General features: G+C 44.3%; 20 protein-coding genes. 13 read left to right on the forward strand and 7 right to left on the reverse strand.

Features of this window, described 5'->3' with window-relative positions; all coding sequences use genetic code 11:
• The 3 genes from mlaD to CEX98_RS16800 are packed head-to-tail and all read right to left on the reverse strand — an operon-like array spanning position 1 to position 2,142.
• Positions 1-546, reverse strand: a complete 546-nt coding sequence (gene mlaD, locus CEX98_RS16790; RefSeq protein WP_099643174.1) for an outer membrane lipid asymmetry maintenance protein MlaD — start codon at positions 544-546, stop codon at positions 1-3.
• Between the two features lie 13 nt (positions 547-559).
• Positions 560-1,339 (reverse strand): lipid asymmetry maintenance ABC transporter permease subunit MlaE, encoded by a 780-nt coding sequence (mlaE, locus tag CEX98_RS16795; RefSeq protein WP_099643175.1) that lies wholly within the window; start codon positions 1,337-1,339, stop codon positions 560-562.
• A gap of 2 nt (positions 1,340-1,341) precedes the next feature.
• A complete protein-coding gene (locus CEX98_RS16800; RefSeq protein WP_172439791.1) occupies positions 1,342-2,142 on the reverse strand; it encodes an ATP-binding cassette domain-containing protein in 801 nt (266 codons plus the stop codon).
• Between the two features lie 174 nt (positions 2,143-2,316).
• On the opposite strand from CEX98_RS16800, the gene CEX98_RS16805 reads away from it, so the two are divergent.
• The 12 genes from CEX98_RS16805 to mgtE all read left to right on the forward strand — a co-directional run bounded on the left by CEX98_RS16805 (position 2,317) and on the right by mgtE (position 11,786).
• A complete protein-coding gene (locus CEX98_RS16805) occupies positions 2,317-3,276 on the forward strand; it encodes a calcium/sodium antiporter (protein WP_099643176.1) in 960 nt (319 codons plus the stop codon).
• Positions 3,277-3,285: 9 nt separating this feature from the next.
• Entirely contained in the window at positions 3,286-4,257 is a 972-nt protein-coding gene (locus tag CEX98_RS16810) for a KpsF/GutQ family sugar-phosphate isomerase (RefSeq protein ID WP_099643177.1), read from the forward strand.
• Positions 4,257-4,808, forward strand: coding sequence for a 3-deoxy-manno-octulosonate-8-phosphatase KdsC (kdsC, locus tag CEX98_RS16815; protein WP_099643178.1), 552 nt, complete (start codon positions 4,257-4,259; stop codon positions 4,806-4,808). Before CEX98_RS16810 ends, kdsC begins: the two co-directional genes overlap by 1 nt.
• Positions 4,805-5,359, forward strand: coding sequence for an LPS export ABC transporter periplasmic protein LptC (gene lptC / locus CEX98_RS16820; protein ID WP_099643179.1), 555 nt, complete (start codon positions 4,805-4,807; stop codon positions 5,357-5,359). The genes kdsC and lptC overlap by 4 nt, the downstream gene beginning before the upstream one ends.
• Positions 5,349-5,894 (forward strand): lipopolysaccharide transport periplasmic protein LptA, encoded by a 546-nt coding sequence (gene lptA, locus CEX98_RS16825; protein WP_099643180.1) that lies wholly within the window; start codon positions 5,349-5,351, stop codon positions 5,892-5,894. The genes lptC and lptA overlap by 11 nt, the downstream gene beginning before the upstream one ends.
• On the forward strand, positions 5,891-6,616 hold the full coding sequence (gene lptB, locus CEX98_RS16830; RefSeq protein WP_099643181.1) for an LPS export ABC transporter ATP-binding protein: 726 nt from the start codon (positions 5,891-5,893) through the stop codon (positions 6,614-6,616). Before lptA ends, lptB begins: the two co-directional genes overlap by 4 nt.
• Positions 6,617-6,662: 46 nt before the next feature.
• The gene (locus CEX98_RS16835; RefSeq protein ID WP_099643182.1) at positions 6,663-8,162 is read left to right on the forward strand and encodes an RNA polymerase factor sigma-54; all 1,500 of its coding nucleotides are present in this window, start codon (positions 6,663-6,665) and stop codon (positions 8,160-8,162) included.
• A 29-nt stretch (positions 8,163-8,191) separates the two neighbouring features.
• Entirely contained in the window at positions 8,192-8,479 is a 288-nt protein-coding gene (gene hpf / locus CEX98_RS16840; RefSeq protein WP_099643183.1) for a ribosome hibernation promoting factor, read from the forward strand.
• 1 nt (position 8,480) lies between these two features.
• The gene (gene ptsN / locus CEX98_RS16845; RefSeq protein WP_099643184.1) at positions 8,481-8,939 is read left to right on the forward strand and encodes a PTS IIA-like nitrogen regulatory protein PtsN; all 459 of its coding nucleotides are present in this window, start codon (positions 8,481-8,483) and stop codon (positions 8,937-8,939) included.
• Positions 8,932-9,798, forward strand: coding sequence for an RNase adapter RapZ (gene rapZ, locus CEX98_RS16850; protein ID WP_099643185.1), 867 nt, complete (start codon positions 8,932-8,934; stop codon positions 9,796-9,798). The genes ptsN and rapZ overlap by 8 nt, the downstream gene beginning before the upstream one ends.
• Complete coding sequence (locus CEX98_RS16855) at positions 9,798-10,067, forward strand: HPr family phosphocarrier protein (RefSeq protein ID WP_099643186.1); 270 nt, start codon at positions 9,798-9,800, stop codon at positions 10,065-10,067. The genes rapZ and CEX98_RS16855 overlap by 1 nt, the downstream gene beginning before the upstream one ends.
• A 360-nt stretch (positions 10,068-10,427) precedes the next feature.
• The gene (mgtE, locus tag CEX98_RS16860; protein ID WP_099643187.1) at positions 10,428-11,786 is read left to right on the forward strand and encodes a magnesium transporter; all 1,359 of its coding nucleotides are present in this window, start codon (positions 10,428-10,430) and stop codon (positions 11,784-11,786) included.
• A gap of 51 nt (positions 11,787-11,837) precedes the next feature.
• Here the strand turns inward: mgtE and pmbA are convergent, their stop codons facing one another.
• Positions 11,838-13,187, reverse strand: coding sequence for a metalloprotease PmbA (gene pmbA, locus CEX98_RS16865; RefSeq protein ID WP_099643188.1), 1,350 nt, complete (start codon positions 13,185-13,187; stop codon positions 11,838-11,840).
• Positions 13,188-13,323: 136 nt separating this feature from the next.
• On the opposite strand from pmbA, the gene yjgA reads away from it, so the two are divergent.
• A complete protein-coding gene (gene yjgA / locus CEX98_RS16870; RefSeq protein ID WP_099643189.1) occupies positions 13,324-13,842 on the forward strand; it encodes a ribosome biogenesis factor YjgA in 519 nt (172 codons plus the stop codon).
• Between the two features lie 143 nt (positions 13,843-13,985).
• Here yjgA and tldD read toward each other — a convergent pair whose 3' ends face one another.
• From tldD to CEX98_RS16885, 3 genes are read right to left on the reverse strand one after another with little or no spacing between them, the layout of a single operon-like run.
• Positions 13,986-15,425, reverse strand: a complete 1,440-nt coding sequence (gene tldD, locus CEX98_RS16875) for a metalloprotease TldD (RefSeq protein ID WP_099643190.1) — start codon at positions 15,423-15,425, stop codon at positions 13,986-13,988.
• Complete coding sequence (locus tag CEX98_RS16880; RefSeq protein WP_099643191.1) at positions 15,422-16,237, reverse strand: carbon-nitrogen hydrolase family protein; 816 nt, start codon at positions 16,235-16,237, stop codon at positions 15,422-15,424. The genes tldD and CEX98_RS16880 overlap by 4 nt, the downstream gene beginning before the upstream one ends.
• Positions 16,230-20,165 carry a YhdP family protein gene (locus CEX98_RS16885; protein WP_099643192.1) on the reverse strand — a complete coding sequence of 1,312 codons (3,936 nt, stop codon included), beginning with the start codon at positions 20,163-20,165 and terminating at the stop codon, positions 16,230-16,232. Before CEX98_RS16885 ends, CEX98_RS16880 begins: the two co-directional genes overlap by 8 nt.
• Between the last annotated feature and the right edge of the window lie 10 nt (positions 20,166-20,175).

Below are 20,175 nucleotides of genomic sequence, written 5' to 3' on the forward strand. Positions count from 1 at the left end.
TTACTCGCTCCCTTGATTAAATAGGAACTGACCAATTAACTCTTCTAGCACAAGTGCAGACTTTGTATCAGTGATCATATCGCCGTCTTTTAGCGCTTTGGTTTCGACACCAAAAAGAGACTCCAGATCAACACTGTCTTCACTCGTAACTTCCTGACCTAAACATTTTTGCTTCGCTGACTCAGCTGCGATAACAGGAGAAATACCTAAATATTGCTCACCTAAAATACCTGAAGTCAAAATAGAGACCGACGAGGTATCAGAAAACTGACATTCGTAGTTTTTGTCTATGCTCATTGATACAACAGGCACAAACTCTTGTGGATGGATTTGGATACCATCTACTCGGCCAATTACAACGCCCCCCACTTTTATCGGTGCGCGTGTTTTTAATGAACCGATGTTTTCAAATTTAGCTTGTAACGTATAAGTTTCACCATTGCCGCTCAAGCCTGAGTTTGCCACTTTAAGCGCTAACATAACAAAAGCTGCAACGCCCAGTGCCACGAATAACCCAACTAAAATTTCTATTTTCCGTGTATTCATTTTTTAAAACCTTTTAACTTGAAAACATAACCGCTGTTAATACAAAGTCGAAGCCCAGTACAGCCAGAGAAGAGTGAACTACCGTCTCCGTCGTCGCTTTACTGATCCCCTCAGAAGTTGGGATACAGTCATACCCTTTGTATAACGCGATCCAAGTTACTAATAGTGCAAATACGAAACTCTTAATAAGACCGTTTAAAATGTCTTTTTGAAACGACACTTGCGATTGCATAATTGACCAGAAACTACCTGAATCTACGCCTAACCAATCAACACCAACCAAGTGTGCTCCTAAAATAGCGATTGCTGAAAAAATTAACGCCAGCAAAGGCATACTAATGAAGCCTGCCCAAAAACGCGGTGAAATCACCCGCTTTAGCGGATCTATTGCCATCATTTCTAAACTAGATAACTGCTCAGTTGCTTTCATTAAACCTATTTCTGCGGTTAACGCACTGCCCGCACGTCCAGCAAATAGTAATGCTGTTACCACTGGGCCTAACTCTCTTAATAGACTTAAAGCAACCAAAGGTCCAAGACTGTCTTCAGCACCATAGCCCACTAAAACCGTATAACCCTGTAGCGCCAGCACCATACCAATAAACAGGCCAGAGACCATGATGATCAACAAAGACTGGTGACCTATCATGTAAAGCTGTTTAATTAGCAGTGGCGTTCCCTTACGAAAATTTGGCAGGCTAAACAAAGCACCAAATAACATATTCGTTGCACGGCCAAGAGCGGCAAACCGACTCAGTGTTTTATGACCTATTTTTTGCAGAAAATCGACCATACCTACTCTCCTTGCAACAGTGCTTGCTGATAATCAGGCGCGTCAAAATGGAACGGCACCGGTCCATCTGCAAGGCCTTGTAAAAACTGTTGAACTAAGGGGGATTCATGCTCAAGCATTTGCTCTGGCGTACCGGAACCGATAACACCCTGTTCAGCGATAATCACCACATGATCAGCAATACTGAGTACTTCAGTGACATCGTGCGTTACTATCAAAGACGATAACCCCAATACTTCGTTGAGTGATTTAATTAAACGAACCAACACACCCATTGAGATCGGATCTTGTCCTGCAAAAGGTTCATCGTACATAATGAGTTCGGGATCGAGCGCAATCGCACGGGCAAGCGCCGCACGTCGCGCCATACCACCGGACAACTCTGCGGGCATTAAATCTTTCGCACCGCGAAGCCCAACCGCCTGCAACTTCATCAACACCACCAAACGAATTAACTCTTCAGAGAGTTCAGTATGTTCTCTTAGCGGAAAAGCGATATTGTCAAACACGCTCATGTCGGTGAATAGCGCACCACTTTGGAATAGCATGCTCATGCGGGTTCTGGCTTGATACAATGCGGCACGAGACATTTTAGGAATACTGTTTCCAGCAAAAAGAATATCACCACTATCAGGTTTTAGTTGGCCACCAATCAAACGTAGCATGGTCGTTTTACCTATGCCACTGGGCCCCATTATTGCGGTAATTTTGCCTTTTGGTACGGAAAAGCTCATGTTTTTGTAGATGACCCTTTCACCCCGGGTAAAGGTTACATCCTTGATTTCTACAATTGACTGCGACAAGTCGCTCTCCAGATCAAGACTATATTCATCCAAGTATGATACTTTTTTTTCAAACAAGATGGAAAATCGTTTTGGTAAAATTTTGTAAGTAGTGAAATGTCACGGTTTGCTTATACTTTCCAAAGCGCATTTGGTAGTATCTAACGAAATTTTAATCCTATTGGCTAGAGGTTCATGGTTTTATCGTTTGTTATTCTCATTCTTGGCTTTATTGCACTGGTTTGGAGTGCTGACCGCTTTGTTTTTGGTGCGGCCGCTTTAGCACGAAATTTTGGTGTACCAACATTAATTGTTGGTTTAACGATTGTCGCCATGGGCTCTTCAGCGCCAGAGATGATGGTAGCTGCACAAGCCGCACTTGCAGATAAAACAGACACAGCTGTTGGTAATGCCGTCGGTTCTAATATAGCTAATATTCTACTCGTCCTGGGGATCACCGCGTTATTGAGACCACTCTCCGTTGGCTCTGGGATATTACGCCGCGAGATGCCTCTTCTCGTGATTGTTTCACTGGCCGCGTGGTATATCGTTAGCGATAACCAGTTTAGTTTTGTTGAAGGCATCGCCTTGCTCATCGGCTTTGTTGCATTTTTACTGGCGCTAATTATTGTCACCAAGCGCGGGGGTAATGACAGCGAAGACCCATTTGTTAGTGAGGCTTGTGAAGAAGTGCCAGATAATATCCCAACCCAAAAAGCCATTTTTTGGCTCGTGGTTGGCATGATCCTCCTACCTGTGAGTGCAGATTACTTAGTTGGCGCAGCAGTTGATATTGCCAAATACTTCGGCATGAGCGACCTTTTGATTGGCCTGACCATCATCGCCGTAGGAACTAGCCTCCCTGAATTAGCAGCTTGTGTTGCCGGCGTATTGAAAAACGAAGACGATTTAGCACTTGGCAATATTATCGGTTCGAATATTTTTAATATTCTCGCAGTGCTTTCGATAGCTGGCATCATTAACCCGTCAACACTGGATGCCAATATTGCTTCACGTGATATTTTCATCATGCTCGGTGCCACTTTATTACTGCTGTTAATGAGCCTTAGCTTGACCGGTAAGCGTCGTATTAATCGTTTAGAAGGTGGCGTGTTAGTCGCAAGCTTCGTCGGATATATTTACTACATCATTTAAGGAACCCATGTGACAACGAACCCATTTATTGATTCTGCAAACCAAGTTTTTGCAACTGAGCTTGCAGCAATAGAAGAAGTACAACAGTTTGTTGATCAACAGTTTGCCAAAGCCTGTGAGATTATGTTCAGCTGCCAAGGGCGGATCATTGTTATTGGCATGGGAAAGTCAGGTCATATTGGTAATAAAATTGCTGCCACCTTAGCCAGTACTGGCACCCCAGCATTTTTTGTCCATCCTGGTGAGGCCAGTCACGGTGATTTAGGCATGATCACCAAAGATGATGTAGTACTAATGATTTCCAACTCAGGTGAAACCCAAGAAGTCATCTCTATTTTACCTGTGATCAAACGACTCGGCGCACCGGTTATTTCAATGACAGGCAACCCAAACTCAACAATGGCCCGTAATGCGACAGTTCATCTGTGTGTCAAGGTCTCAAAAGAGGCATGTCCTTTAGGGTTAGCGCCAACAGCGAGTACAACTGCCACGCTAGTCATGGGTGATGCGCTTGCCGTTGCTTTACTCGAAGCCAGAGGCTTTACTGCTGACGACTTTGCACTTTCTCATCCCGGCGGCAGCCTAGGTAAACGATTGCTGCTAACGGTTGCTGATATCATGCATCAAGGCAAGGCCATCCCAATGGTGAGCAGCAAATGTACTGTCAAAGAAGCGCTATTTGAAATGTCAGCCAAAAGCTTAGGTATGACAGCCATCGTCAATGAACAAAGCCAACTGCAAGGTATTTTTACTGACGGTGACTTGCGCCGCATTATTGAGCAAAAAGTTGATATTCATACAACGCCGATCACACAGGTAATGACCGCCAAAAGTACCACAGCTCGCGCAACTATGCTCGCTGCCGAAGTACTTAATATTATGGAAAACAAGCGTATTAATGGGCTAATTGTTGTTGATGACAATAACGTCCCCGTTGGTGCATTGAATACACAAGACTTACTCAGAGCGGGAGTGCTGTAATGCAGTTTAACGATCTTTATCAAGACATTTCAGTAGATGCATGGCAAAGAGCCAAGCAGATAAAGCTATTAATTTGTGATATTGACGGTGTATTCTCTGACGGCCGTATTTACCTTGGTAACAATGGTGAAGAACTTAAGGCATTTAACACCAAAGACGGCTTTGGTATCAAAGCGTTGGTAAACTCTGGTATTGAAGTGGCCGTGATCACTGGTCGACATTCACAAATAGTTCAGCAACGAATGACTAGTTTAAATGTAACTCATATTTACCAAGGGCAAGAAAACAAGCTTGTGGCATATGACGAACTCAAAGCTAAGTTAAACCTTAGCGATAATGACATCGCCTACATTGGTGATGATGGCCCTGACTTACCAGTAATGGAACAAGTTGGATTTGCGGTTGCTGTAAACGATGCTCATCCGCTCATCAAGCGAATTGCACACTATACGACATTGATGCCCGGTGGCTTTGGCGCAGTAAGAGAGCTCACTGATTTACTGATGCTCAGTCAAGATCATTTACTCACCTCTAAAGGATCAAGTACATGACCGTAATGCGTGTCGTCTTACTCATTGTTTTTGCTTCATTAATGGTATGGATGTGGTCTCCTATGTTCAACCCAGCCGAAGTAGACACAAAAAGCGAAGATGAACCGTTAGCAAAGCCTGATTATGTTGCCAGAGCACTAGAACAGACTACCTATAGTGAAAATGGCTTATTAAATTATCAGGTAACGGCTGATAAGATGGAGCTATATCAAGACCTTGGCTTTAGTCATTTTGAAAAGCCCATTTTCACCTTATATAACGGCGAACAAAATTGGCAAATAAGTGCATCTGAAGCAACACTATACGAGAATAATACCTTAATATTAGAAGGCAATGTCTTGGCAAAGAACTTAACGCCAGACGCGATGATTAGCGATATCAATGCCGATAATGTAAGAGTTGAGATTAAGCAGAAATTGATGAAGTCGGAACATCCGGTTGTTATCACAGGTCCAAGCCTAAAGATCACAGGTAAAGGCTTGCATGCGGACTTGCAAAAGCAGGTGATCGAACTCATCAACCATACAAAGACAATTTATTATGACCAGTAAAATAATTAACAAACTAGTTTTCATCGGCTTGCTTACCAGTTCTACTTTTGCAATGGCTGCAGAACAAAACGAAGTCATTATCGATGCTGGCCGCCAGCAAGCTCAGCTGCAAAGTAATATCGGTATTTTTGAGCAAAATGTTGTCATCATCCATGGCAACAGAAAAATCAATGCAGACCGTTTAGAGGTGCATCGCCGCGCTGAGCTAGGTACTAATAAGCAGCTGTTAGTTGCAACTGGCAGCCCGGCAATTTTCAGCGAGCGTCAACCAGACGGAAACTTGCTAGAAGCCAAAGCAAATGAGATTCGTTATGACGTTGCTAAGGGCACTTTGGTTATTTCTGGTGATGCTGAGATCAATCAAACAGGCCAAAAAATAAATGCCCAAGTGATCACCTATGATATCGAAAAGCAACTGATCAGTGCTGAGCGCTCCGACCAAGAAGATTCCCGAGTACGGACGATTCTTGTTCCTGTTGATGACAAAAAAAGCAAAAAAGACGAAAAAGCCCAGGAAGAAGGTAACAATTCATGAGCGAGCTCAAAGCAACGGGTTTGGCAAAGAGCTATAAAGGTCGTCAGGTCGTCAAAAATGTTGGACTGAGTGTTAAAGCCGGCAGCATTGTTGGCTTACTAGGACCAAATGGTGCCGGAAAAACCACGACTTTCTATATGATTGTAGGCCTTGTACCGAGTGATAAAGGCTTTATCCAAATTGATGATGAAGACATCACCCTGTTACCAATGCACAGCCGAGCTAGGCTAGGGATCGGCTATTTGCCACAGGAATCATCGATTTTTAGAAAGCTAACGGTCTATCAAAACCTGATGGCTATTTTGGAAACTCGTAAAGATTTATCTAAAGTAGAAAGAGAAGCCGAATTAAATGAGCTGCTCGATGAGTTTAACATTCAACATATTCGCGATTCTCAAGGAATGGCTTTGTCTGGTGGTGAACGTAGGCGGGTTGAAATTGCTCGCGCGTTAGCCGCAAACCCTAAGTTTATTTTGTTAGATGAACCTTTTGCTGGCGTTGATCCTATTTCGGTGTTAGATATAAAGACAATCATTGAGCATCTCAAAAATCGTGGTATTGGTGTGCTGATCACCGATCACAATGTAAGGGAAACGCTTGATGTATGTGAGAAAGCCTACATAGTTTCACACGGCGAGTTAATCGCTGCTGGCACGCCAGAAGATGTTTTGGCGGATCAAACTGTAAGAGATGTCTACCTAGGCGAACAATTCAAGCTATAGTTAAGACGTAGTATTAATAACTGTTAAAAAGGATTGTTAGAGATACATGAGGCAATCATTACAGCTGCGCATGGGGCAGCAACTTACAATGACTCCACAACTGCAACAGGCTATCCGTCTGCTGCAGCTTAGTACATTGGATCTGCAACAAGAAATTCAAGAAGCTTTGGATAGCAATCCTTTGTTAGAAGTGGAAGAAGGTGACGGTACTGACGTCGAGAGTACAGACCAAAACTCGCAAGAAAAAACCAACTCAGACGACAACCAAAACACCAACGATGAAGCTCAAGTTAGTGACTATGAGATGGACTCTGACACCGCCATGACTAAGGACACTGTGAGTGATGACTTGGCCATGGATGTCACTTGGGATGAATATATGAGTGCAGCCCCCGCTGCAAGCTCCGGCCCATTGCCCGATGATGATAATGTTTATCAAGGCGAAACCTCTGAGTCACTTCATGACTATCTAATGTGGCAACTCGAACTAACACCATTTAGCCCCACAGACCGAGCCATCGCAATCGCAATAATCGAAGCAGTTGACCAATCTGGGATTTTAACCCTGTCTTGTGAAGACATCTTGGAAAGTATTAACGATGAAGACAGCGAGGAACCGATTGAGTTAGATGAGATTGAAGCCGTACTTAAACGCATTCAACTATTTGACCCTGTTGGCATTGCCGCTCGCAGTCTACAAGAGTGTCTGTGTATTCAGTTAAATCAGTTTGCTCCTGACACCCCTTGGATTGCCGAAACCAAGATGATCTTGACGGAGCATATCGATTTACTTGCTAGTCGCGATTATCGCACCTTAGCGAAAAAGACACGTCTCAAAGAGGCTGAGCTTAAAGAGGTCATGACCTTGATCCATAGCCTCAATCCAAAGCCTGCCGCGAGTATTATTCACGAAGAACCAGAATACGTGATCCCTGATGTGTCGGTTAAAAAGGTCAAAGGCCGCTGGGTTGTCGAGCTAAATCCCGATGCCATGCCAAAAATAAGAGTAAACGATCACTATGCAGCGATGTCGAGAACGGCTAAATCCAGCACCGACAGTCAGTTCATTCGTTCGCATTTACAAGAAGCAAAATGGTTCATTAAAAGTTTAGAAAGCCGCAATGATACTTTATTGAAAGTTACTAATTGCATTGTGCAACAACAACAGGCATTCTTTGAACATGGCCCTGAAGCAATGCGCCCTATGGTGTTAAATGATGTCGCTGAAATGGTCGATATGCATGAGTCCACAATATCCCGTGTGACGACACAAAAGTATATGCATACCCCTAGGGGCATCTTTGAACTGAAGTATTTCTTCTCCAGCCATGTAAGTACAGAAAACGGAGGTGAGTGCTCTTCTACTGCAATTAGAGCACTGATCAAAAAGCTGATAGCTGCAGAGAATACTGCTAAACCACTGAGTGATAGCAAAATTGCAGATATTTTAGCTGAGCAAGGAATTAAGGTAGCGAGACGCACGATAGCAAAATATCGTGAATCACTAGCCATTCCACCGTCAAATCAGCGTAAGAGCTTGATATAAGACGTAAAACTTAAGAAGGAAAAATGCTTATGCAACTAAATTTAACTGGTCGCCATGTAGAAATTACAGACTCTTTAAGAGACTATGTCACCAACAAGTTTGCGAAGCTAGAAAGGCACTTTGATCATATCAACAACGTGCATGTGATCCTTGATGTCGAGAAGCTAGTACAAAAAGCAGAGGCAACACTGCATGTTAACGGCGGCGAGCTATTTGCATCAACAGAGCATCAAGACATGTATGCTGCAATTGATGGACTTATCGATAAGCTAGACCGTCAAGTTATTAAATACAAAGAGAAGCTCACTCGACACTAAAATGAAATTAAGTGAATTAGTGAACAAGGACTGCAGTAAGGCTGCGGTCCTTTTTAATAGCAAAAAACGTATTTTAGAATACATCAGTGAACTAGCGCATAGCCAAATCCCTGATACCAGTCAGCATGCTATCTTGGATGCCTTAATGGCAAGAGAAAAGCTGGGTAGTACAGGCATAGGTAAGGGTATTGCCATTCCCCATGGTCGCCTAGAAGGACTAGATAAAATACTTGCTATGGTCCTTGTTAGTGAGCAAGGGATACCATTCGAAGCTATTGATAAGCAGCCTGTCGACATTTTTGTCGCATTCATCGTACCCGAAGGGGATAATCAACAACACCTGAAGACCTTAGCAGCGATTGCTGATACACTCAAAGACAAGGCTTTTTGTAAACAGCTGAGGCAAGCAAAAAGTGACGATGAGTTATACACAGTGATCCAAGGTGAATCTGATGAGTGATGAAGAAAAAGGACTCGAGCTTATCATTATTAGCGGCCGCTCAGGCTCTGGTAAGTCCGTAGCGCTTCGAGTACTGGAAGACTTAGGCTACTATTGTGTTGATAATATTCCAGTCAATCTACTCCCCTCTCTAGTCCGTAGTGTTTCTGATAACTACAACAAGATTGCGGTGAGTATTGATGTGAGAAACTTGCCCAAAGAGCAAGATGAATTCAATGACATACTTGAATATTTACCTGGGTTTGCCAAACCGGTTCTCTTCTATCTAGACAGTGATGATCAAACACTGATTAAACGGTTTTCTGAAACTCGTCGTTTGCATCCACTTTCGCTACACAACCTTCCTTTAGATGTTGCAATAAAGAAAGAGCGTGAGTTACTGGATGTGTTGATCACCCGCGCCGACTTTCTCATCGACACAACAAGCCTTAGTGTGCACCAACTTGCTGAAGATATTCGAGAAAAGATCTTAGGAAAAAAAGACAAACAACTGATTATTACCTTTGAGTCTTTCGGCTTTAAACACGGGATCCCAAAACAGGCAGATTACGTATTCGATGCACGTTTTTTGCCAAACCCACACTGGGAGCCGGAGCTAAAACCGTTAACAGGCCTCGACCAACCGGTAAAAGACTATTTATCAAGTCATAGTATTGTGCAAAAGTTCACTTGGCAAATTCAAACCTTTGTACAGACTTGGTTGCCACATTTAGAACGCAACAACCGCAGCTATTTAACTATTGCAATCGGCTGTACTGGCGGCCAACACCGCTCAGTATATCTAGCACAAACGATTGGAGAGCGGTTTGCCAAAACCCATCCTAACGTAAAAATTCGCCATCGCGAGCAAGAAGATTAATGCTAGAAAATACGTTTTTAATTCAAAATAAACTCGGTTTACATGCGCGAGCAGCAACCGAGCTTGCACAACTGGCCACGCAATTTGATGCCGAGGTGACTTTGTATCAAGGTGAAAAAAGTGCTGCGGCAGACAGCGTGCTAGCACTGCTCTTACTAGAGAGTAGCCAGGGAAAAGAAGTCCGTGTTGTATGTGAAGGCCCCGATGCCCAGCCTGCCCTCAATGCCATTGGCCGTTTAATTGCAAATAAGTTTAACGAATCTGAGTAAAACCTCTTTGCTTTATTCAGCAACATTAAGCTCAATTCGCTGTAATTACTGACACTCAGGGTTGATTCAGCTCTTAATTGCTACCCTCCTCCCCCTACACTTGTGAGTGAATAAGTCACTCATTATCAAGCGTAACCCTTGGTAGTTCAAAGTAAACTGAGTTACACTGTAATTCCGATTAGTAACCCGATATGCGCTGCTTTAGCAAATTGATAGTTTCTAAAGCGCATAGCACTGCATGTGCTAACAACCCACCAGCAGAAACACACTGAATAAACCTAAAGATTTCTGCGCTACAATAACAATATCAGGGTAACTTATTAACAACACTTTCTGTCACGATAATCAAAAAGGATGCCTATGCCTGAAGTATTTGAACAAGACTACACACTGGAACAACTCCAAAAGGTAACTAAAGCCTTAAACAGTGGTCAGTTTGTTCAAGTTAGGCGCATGCTTGCAGAAACAGCACCTTGTGACACCGCACTTTTACTCGAATCATCCCCGCATAAAGTTCGCTCAATGCTTTGGCAGCTTGTTGACCCTGATATTCAAGGCGACGTACTCGAAGAGCTATCTGAAGATGTAAGGCTTGGGATCATCGCCCAGATGGAGCCTGAACTGATTGCTGCCGCAACCGAGGACATGGACGATGATGACCTTGGTGACGTACTTCGTAGCCTGCCTGATACCGTTTATCAAGACGTTATTGGTGCCATGGATAGCCAAGACCGAGAGCGTGCCACGCAAGCGCTCTCTTATAAGGAGCATTCAGCGGGTGCTTTAATGAGCACCGATACGGTAACTATTCGCCCAGATGTGACATTAGAGGTCGTATTTCGCTATCTGCGCCTTAAAGGTGAATTACCAGATGGTACGGATGAACTATATGTCGTAGATAAAGACAACTGCTTTTTAGGGGCGCTTTCCGTCAACACCTTATTGACCAAGTCTCCAGATAGCATAGTCCGAGAACTGATGGACGAAGATAAGGAAACTATCCCTATCTCTATGGACGAGTCTGAAGTGGCGCAGCTGTTTGAACGTCATAATTGGATTTCAGCCCCTGTAGTTGACGATAACGCCCACTTACTCGGCCGTGTAACCATCGATGACGTGGTCGACGTCATTCGCGAAGACGCTGAGCACAGCTTATTGAGCATGGCAGGTCTTGAAGATGAAGAAGATACCTTTGCTCCAGTACTAAAGAGTAGCCAACGCCGTTCTATCTGGCTAGGCATTAACTTGCTCACGGCGTTAATGGCTGCATTTGTTGCCAGCTTTTTCGAAGGTACATTAGATATTTTACCTATTCTTGCTGTGTTAAACGGCATCGTACCGAGCATGGGTGGTGTGGCAGGTAGTCAAACCCTAACACTTGTGATCCGTGGTATTGCACTTGGTCATATCAACCAAACAAACCAAAAGTTTTTAATGGGTAAAGAGCTGGCGATTGGTGCCCTTAATGGGGTGCTCTGGTCGGTATTAATTGCGGGTGTGATTGCGATATGGCAGTGGGATTTCACGCTCGGTGCAGTTATTGCCTTCGCTATGTTTATGAACTTAGTCGCGGCAGGTATCGCAGGCGCAAGTATTCCAATTATGTTGAAGAAAATGAATATCGATCCAGCGTTGGCGGGCAGTGTAGTATTAACAACAGTAACCGATATCGTTGGTATCTTTGCGTTCCTTGGAACAGCAACTTGGTTACTCGTTTAACAAGAAAAGACAATGCTGGCAACTGGCCAGCATTACTCAATATATTCTGAATTATTCGCCTGCGATCTGCATGCTATTAAGTAGTACAGAGCCCGTCTGAACTGCACCTCGACGCTCTATATCGCCACCTAAGCCTACAATACCTGAAAACATATCTTTTAAGTTTCCAGCAATGGTGATTTCACTAACTGGGTACTGAATTGTTCCGTTTTCAACCCAAAAGCCTGCCGCCCCTCTTGAATAGTCACCTGTTACTGTATTTACACCTTGTCCCATCAGTTCTGTGACTAACAAGCCAGTTCCCATGGTTGCCAACAAGCTATTTAAGTCATCGTGGGTTGGTTTTACTAACCAGTTATGGATGCCACCTGCATGGCCTGTCGCTTGCATATTCATTCTGCGCGCCGCATAACTTGCCAATAGGTAGGTATTTAACACTCCGTCGGTAATAATTTCGCGGTCTATCGTTTTTACCCCTTCACTATCAAATGGGCTAGATGCAAGCCCTCTTGGTAAATGTGGCTTCTCCTCGATGTTGACACAGGCATTAAAAATTTGTGTATCCAAGGAATCAAGCAAAAAGCTTGATTTACGATAGAGAGCCCCACCACCAATACCAGAGACCAAATGTCCAAACAAACTGTTAGCAATGTCAGCTCTAAATACAACAGGTACCTTTCGTGTAGAGAGCTTGCGGCTGCCAAGTTTCGCTAACGTAGACTGGGCGGCCTCTAAGCCAACATCTTCAGGTGATTTTAACTGCGTATGTACTCGAGATAGCGCATATGCTGAATCCCGTTGCATTTGCTCCCCTTCCTTACCGATCACCATAGTGCTTAAGCTATGTCTGGTGCGGGGGAAGCCTGCAATCAGTCCATGACTATTACCATAAACTCGGATCCCCTGGTGACTTGATAAGCTCGCGCCATCAGAGTTTACGATTCTTGGATCGTATTCCAGCGCAGCCTTTTCTGCTGCAATACACTGATCGATAGCTTCATCGGGAGAGACTTCCCAAGGGTGGAAGAGATCGAGATCGGGCGGTGACATTTCCAGTAACGCTTTATCAGCCACACCATTACAGGGGTCATCCGAGGTAAATTTAGCGATGTCTATCGCTTTTTCGACCACTGAGCGTAACGCTTCTGGACTCAAGTCCGCTGTTGAAGCTGAGCCTTTATGGTTGCCGACATAGACACTAATGCCAAGCCCGCCATCTTGGTTAAACTCGATGGTTTCAACCTCTCCCATACGTGTACTTACGGACAGACCTGATGTGCTCGACATCGCGGCTTCTGCCGACGTCGCACCTAATTTTTTCGCCTGCGCGAGTACATCGGCAACAGCGTTTTTCACATCATCAATTTGATTATATATAGGGTGTTGTTGAGGTTGAGTCATAGATACCTTATCCGCTCGCTCTTGTGACTAAAGCTTATAACTTAATATGCTAACACAGCTACTACCTATTGTAGTGATCAATTGTGGTATACTCTAGCGTTAGAGACCTTAATTATTCATAGTATAGACAAGACCAATGGCTAAACACGAGCAAACGACTGAAGAAGAGATTATTTACGTTTCCAAGAGCGAATTGAAACGTGAGGCGCAAGAGCTACACGAGCTGGGCTGTGACATAGCAGGGCTTGGCAAGAAACAGCGTGAAAAGCTTCCTCTCACCGACGAACTCAAAGAAGCCATGGCTGTTGCAGATAAAATTCGTGCAAAAACCGATGCTTATCGTCGTCACATGAATTACATCGCAAAAACGTTACGTAGTACGGCAAATGTAGAAGAGATCCAAGCGGCAATGGATCTGATGCTGAATAAAAATAATCAAGCCGATGTACTGATGAATAAAATAGAGCTGATCCGAGACGAAGTGATTGCCAAAGGGGATAGTAAAATCAATGAACTCTTAAATGAGTACCCTGAACTTGAGCGCCAAAAAATGCGTCAAATGGCTCGTCAAGCCAGCAAAGAAGTAAAAGCTGAAAAGCCAGGTAAAGCCTACAAAGAGCTGTTTCAATACCTCAAAGAAGCCATCATGCCTTAAGATTTGTTGTTATACCAATTGAGCTAGTTCTCTAATTTGAAGGATGAAATAGCTCATTTACTTAATACATTTGGTATTACTTTGGCAGAATACAAAAAGGCGCTACAGCGCCTTTTTGTTATTAAATCAAATGCAAATTTGAATTAAGCTGTGCCACCTACCGTGATTTCGTCAATCTTTAAGCTAGGTTGACCAACTCCAACAGGGACGCTTTGACCATCTTTGCCACAAACCCCAACACCGTTATCCAGTGCCAGATCATTCCCTACCATAGAGACTTTTTTCATGACATCTGGACCATTACCTATCAGTGTCGCGCCTTTTATCGGTTGGGTTATTTTACCATTTTCGATTAAATAGGCTTCTGAGGCTGAGAACACAAACTTGCCAGAGGTAATATCAACTTGCCCTCCACCAAAGTTGCTTGCAAAGATCCCTTTGTCGACACTACGAATGATCTCTTCTTGCGTGTGCGCTCCCGCTAACATGTAGGTATTAGTCATTCTCGGCATTGGTAAATGGGCATATGACTCGCGGCGAGCATTGCCTGTAGGTGCAACCCCCATCAAGCTCGCATTCTGTTTATCTTGCATATAACCTTTTAAAATACCGTTTTCAATCAGTACATTGTAAGCCGCTGGTGTACCTTCATCATCGACATTTAATGAGCCTCTGCGGTCCGCAATCGTGCCATCGTCAACAATCGTACATAAACTAGAGGCTACTTGCTCGCCGATCCTACCACTGAATGCTGAGGCGCCTTTACGGTTAAAGTCCCCTTCAAGACCATGCCCTACAGCTTCGTGTAACAGTACACCCGGCCAACCTGCACCGAGTACCACCGGCATAGCTCCTGCTGGCGCATCAATGGCTTCAAGGTTGACTCGCGCTTGTCTTACCGCTTCTTTCGCAAATTGCATCCATCTAGGTTTACCGTCTACTAATTCTTTGAAATAGCCGTAGTCTAAACGTGCACCACCTCCAGCACTGCCTCGCTCACGACGGCCATTTTTTTCCAATAGCACAGAGCAATTTAAACGAATTAGCGGACGGATATCCGTAGCAAACGTCCCATCACTCGCAGCGATTAACACTTCCTCGTATACCGCCGACAATGAACTAACCACCTGTTGGGCTTCAGGCGCTAAATCGCGAATACATTGCTCTATCTCTTTCAATAACGATACTTTGTCTGCGTCGGTCATGCTAGTGATTGGCTGGGCCGGTTGAAAGTGTAGTGTAGTCGCCACATCACTGAATACTTGGACTTTGCCGTTCTCGCCCGCTTGAGCAATACTGCGCGCAGCCTCTGCGGCTTTATTGAGAGCTTCGATATTAATAGCATCGGAATAACTAAAACCCGTTTTTTCGCCGCTCACAGCACGTACACCAACACCCCGTTCAATGTTATAGCTGCCATCTTTGACTATGCCATCTTCTAACACCCAAGTTTCATGGTGGCTCGATTGAAAGTACAGATCGGCATAATTTACTTTGTGCTGATGAATATACTCGAGTGTTTGTGCTAATTGCTCTCGTGTCAGCTGACTGTTGGTCAGTAAATTCTGCTCTACATTACTCATAAAAACTCACTTTTAAATCGGTTATGATCCGCTACCGGCATTTTTTTTCGGATCGAATCAAGGAATGCTGTATCTATCGACTGTGATATCGGCGTTAAACTCGTGCCTGAGTCAGCTAGTACCTCGCCCCAAGGTGAGACAATTAAGCTATGCCCGTATGTTTCTCGGCCATTCTCATGACTGCCTGTCTGAGCGGCTGCAACCACATAACATTGATTTTCAATCGCTCTAGCTTGTAGCAAAGGTTGCCAGTGTGCGGCTCCCGTTGTACAGGTAAATGCACTCGGAACCAAAAACAATTCAGCCCCCTGTGCCCTCATCACCTGAAATAGACCAGCAAAGCGTAAGTCATAACAAACACTCAGACCAATTTTACCAAACGGGCTGTCTACCACTACAACATCTTGGCCTGACTCAGTACGTTCTGACTCTCGATACCGTTTGGTGTTATCACTCACCTCGGCGTCAAACAGATGGATTTTATTATAGCGTGCGACGACTTCTCCACGAGCATTAAATAAAAAACTCGCAGCGTGGTATTTTTCGTCTGAACTTGGTATTGCTATGGTGCCCGCCGCTAACCAAACACCATATTGCTGGCACAGTCTGCCAAGCTCTTGTAAATAACCTTCACTGTGTAGCGCCTCCTGCCAAGTTTGCTGGGCGTTATCGCAAAACGCTAACCACGTTTCAGGCAAGCAAACTAAAGTGGGGCCATTAATCACCAACTTAGCGAGCTGATTACGCAAGTAATCCAAATTCACTTGTGGCGTTTTTGCCGAGCACATTGGTAATGCGATCACTTTAGCCATTATTACCTTCCTTACTCTGCGGCTCACTAGGCTGCTTACTCTGCTTAAGTGTAGCACTGTGCTTTGGTTCTGAGTGCAAAGGTAGCTCGTCCTGATTATTTTTCTTAGGCGTTGTGGGTGCCGATGTAGGTGCCGGCTCTTCTTCTGGCACTATTGGCTTGGGTAATTCCACTTCTTTACTCTTACGATCAACTTCTGTAACCACAGGTTCCTGCATCGTCCCAGTGATTTTGAAATTAATTTCCGAGATAACACGGGCAGAGTGGATCACTTTATCTAATGCCAGAGCTGCTAATCCGGTAACAGGGTTGACGGCCCAAGCCATGATCACGGGTAGACTAGAAGTGACTTGAGGTGCAACCGCGAGATCATAGTTAATTTCATGGGTATTCAGATCGGCATAACCACGTATTGATAAATCAGCGGGAACACCGTCCAGCTTGGTGTCTTCAGTCACCGCGACCCCGTTACTTAACTGTACTGAGCCGCTCATGCTGTTGTAGAAAAAGCCTTTAGAAAACACATCTCTAAAATCAAGACGCAGCTTTCGGATCAGCGAATCCAAGCTTAATAAGGAGAATACCCGCGCGCCATTATCGCTAATTTCAGCTAAGTGTCCCTCACCCAAACGCCATGTTATTGTTCCACCAAGGCTAGGAAGATCCATGTCATAAGGAGCCCCTTGCCACGCTAAATCAAATTCAATATTCGCCCGCGAGTCTTTAATGGTTGAAGTGATATCAAACTCGTCGGTTAACTCGCCAAAATCATCACTGACTAGCGCGCCAGATAAACTGGTTTTACCTTGCTCAAAGCGGCCACTGGCATTGAGTTTATGGTCTTTTTTATCGACCACAAGTTCAGAAATATTGAGTCGATTACCATCACCAAATAAAGACAAACTGACTTTATCTAGCTGATATTCATCGACCTTACAGTCAGCGCAAACAAACTCGGTTGCAGGCAAACTAAGCAACCAGTCTAGAGGATCCTCCTCTTTCTCAGGGCTTGGCTCTGGTGATTGTTCTGACTTAGGGAGATTGAGGCGTAAATAATCGCTATTGATGTGAATTGGACGGCTTGAATTCGAGGCTGGAATTGCCACTTGTGAGCGCATTTCTTTACTGTTTATCTTAAGCTGCATCGCTCCATTTAATGGTGCCATGGCAATATCGACATCGTGAAATGGAATATCCGCCACAGTGACTTTTGAAAACGAGCCACTCACTTGATTAAGTGCAGGTATAAAGGCGGCTCCAGACTCCGATCTAGGTGCTTTAACAATACGATTAATCAGGGGTAACCAAGGAAGCAGCTCCACTTCTTGCTGCTTTATTGTAATATCAAATCCCGTCGCGTTTAGCCCCTCGTCTTTACTCCCTATGATGAGGTGGGCATTACGCATAGCACCCGAATCGTTATCAATGATGCCATTGAAATACAACTGGTTATCGACACTCGCCGTAATTAAATTAGAGATATCATCGCCCAATACTGTGCCACTCAGTAGCCGAGCTTGCTTTGCCGGTTTAGCGAATTGGTCAGGTAAGTAACTTGCAATCCCACGTAAGTCGCTATCAAACTTTGCTTTGTAATTGAACCCAGTTGCTGCAAAGTTTAATACCAGCTCGGTGTTCAATATACTGCTGCCATCAAAATAACCGTCAATGATCCCATTGGCGTGTGGTTGCAATTGTTCGATTGCAGCTTGCAAGCCTATTTTAGTGTTCACTTGGTAATTTTGCTTATCACCGTGACCGGATAAATCCAACGATAATGGCATATCGAGCCAGGTTGCAGCTAAATTGTTAACTTCTATGGTGTCATCATCGAATTTTACAACACCAGTTACCTTTTGCAGCTGCATCCCAGGTTTCGCTAAGAAAACTGGATTATCCTTTAAATACACCTCACCTTTGGCATTCACGGCCCCACTGTGTAAGTCTACCGCTAGGTGCACATCTCCTTTTGCCGTGCCTGAGGCTTGAACAATGTCGAGAATATTAGCAAGCGGGTCTACCAGCGGGGTCTTGGCAAAAAACGGCTGTAACGTGCTGGCATCTGTTTCATGGAGAATATCAACGGTCAGCACATCAGCATGGTTTAGATCCTCAATGCTGACGACAACCCCTTCATCAATTGTTTGATTCACCAACTTGCCATGATGCGCATAGATATCCATTCTTTCATTTTCAAAGTGCAGTGTAACATCCCCAGAAGTCACGCTAGGCCAATTTGGCGCAAAACCAAAGGTGACATCGTTTAGGCGAGACTTCACCTCAAACTGACCTTGTTTATCGGCAAAGGGAAAGTGCGAGAGCGGACCGTTAAGTAGTACTTGGGTTTGCTGATGCTGGCCGCCCTGTATACCTGCTTCAAGATAGTCAACTAAGCTTTTACGCATGATGCTAACGGGAAAATATCGAGACGCAATTTCACCACGTCCACCCGATAGCTCAGCATACAAGTCAAGTGTTGGGTCGTCAGATAAATGTAGCGAAAATTCCGTAGCCAAGGCTACGTCTTGATTGCTAAGCCAAAGGTTAGGGCTTGAAACTAGCCAACCATGCTGGGGCTTCTCTTGAATAAAGATATCGCCACTTAATTGCTCAATCTCAAGGTTACTCTTGAATGTTTCTTTTGATAGTAGCTCGCTTTGCTCTGCACTTAAGTTAAGCCTGAACTGACCGTCTGCTGCGCTCAACTCTAGTCGTGTGCCATAAATCCCTGGGATCCCCTGATAAGGCTCAAAGGCAATATCTTCAATAACCCCCCATGCAGAGAATGCGGAATTGCTATCTATACTAAACTTGGCAGCAGTTAGCTGGCCATTTGGGTTCATGCCATAAAGTAAGTCTCTACCTGGAAACTGCGCCAACTGAGCCAATTCTGCTAATAAACTGGCATTGATGTTTTCTAGCCAAAAGGTTTTGTTATCCTTATGCCATAAAGCTTCCATTAAAATTGGCGGCAACGCTATTTGGTTGCGGCTAAACTGAATACCACTACTTTGGATCCAAAACCCGTGCAGATCGGGGGTGAGTAGAAATTGGGCGTCGTCCAACGCTAGCGTACGTAGCGTGTCGTCTTCGTGCCAAGTTAACACACTTGGTTTGATATCCACCGTAATATCTTGCAATGTGCCTTGCTCAAAACCAAGCCATAATTGCGCATTGATATCTGCAGTTAGATCTGGATATTCTAGGGTGATCAACTCTTCCAACCAGTCGACGGGGTTGACTTTATCCGCAGATACATAAATATTTCCTGCCAGCTCTCGCAACCTGCGACCAGATAGCGATAATCTGGCATTAAATTGGCCTTGAGAAAACCCAGGCAGTGCAATCTCACCCGCCCCTTCATGTAACGAGCTGGAGTTTTGCCACACTAGGTCTTTCAGTAATAAACTGTGTGTTTTACCACTAGAAAAGGTGATATTCAGGCGACTGTTTTGCACTGCAAAATGGCCAACATCACCCAAAAATAAGCTTTCAATGAGTGATTGCTGCTCGAATGCACCTTGCTCCTCATTGGCGCGGAGCTTACGAAGATCAATATCAGCCTCAAAGCCTTCTAATACAAAGTAGTTAGATGCTATTTGCATCTGTCTTACTGACTCTAAGACATTAAGCTGCAAAGAGGTTTTGGCGATATTAATCGAAATCGGGGAGTTTTGATTATCGGTAAATGAGAGCGACTCCAGCACTAGCGCAGGGCCATTTCCTTCCCAGCTGGCACTGATCTGGCCGATACTAATATCAACATTAAGCTGTTTTTGGATCAGCGCTTCTATATTACTTTTGTAATCATTGGCATAAGGTAAGGCATACTTAAGCGCAGACACCAACACCGCGAGTGTCACCAAAGTGATCGCAAAAATTTGCCACGCTTTACGCAGGCAGAAAAAACAGACGGCCTTAGCCTGCATGTACAGCTAC

The organism is Pseudoalteromonas piscicida (assembly GCF_002744175.1).
GTDB classification, from domain to species: Bacteria; Pseudomonadota; Gammaproteobacteria; order Enterobacterales; family Alteromonadaceae; genus Pseudoalteromonas; species Pseudoalteromonas piscicida_B.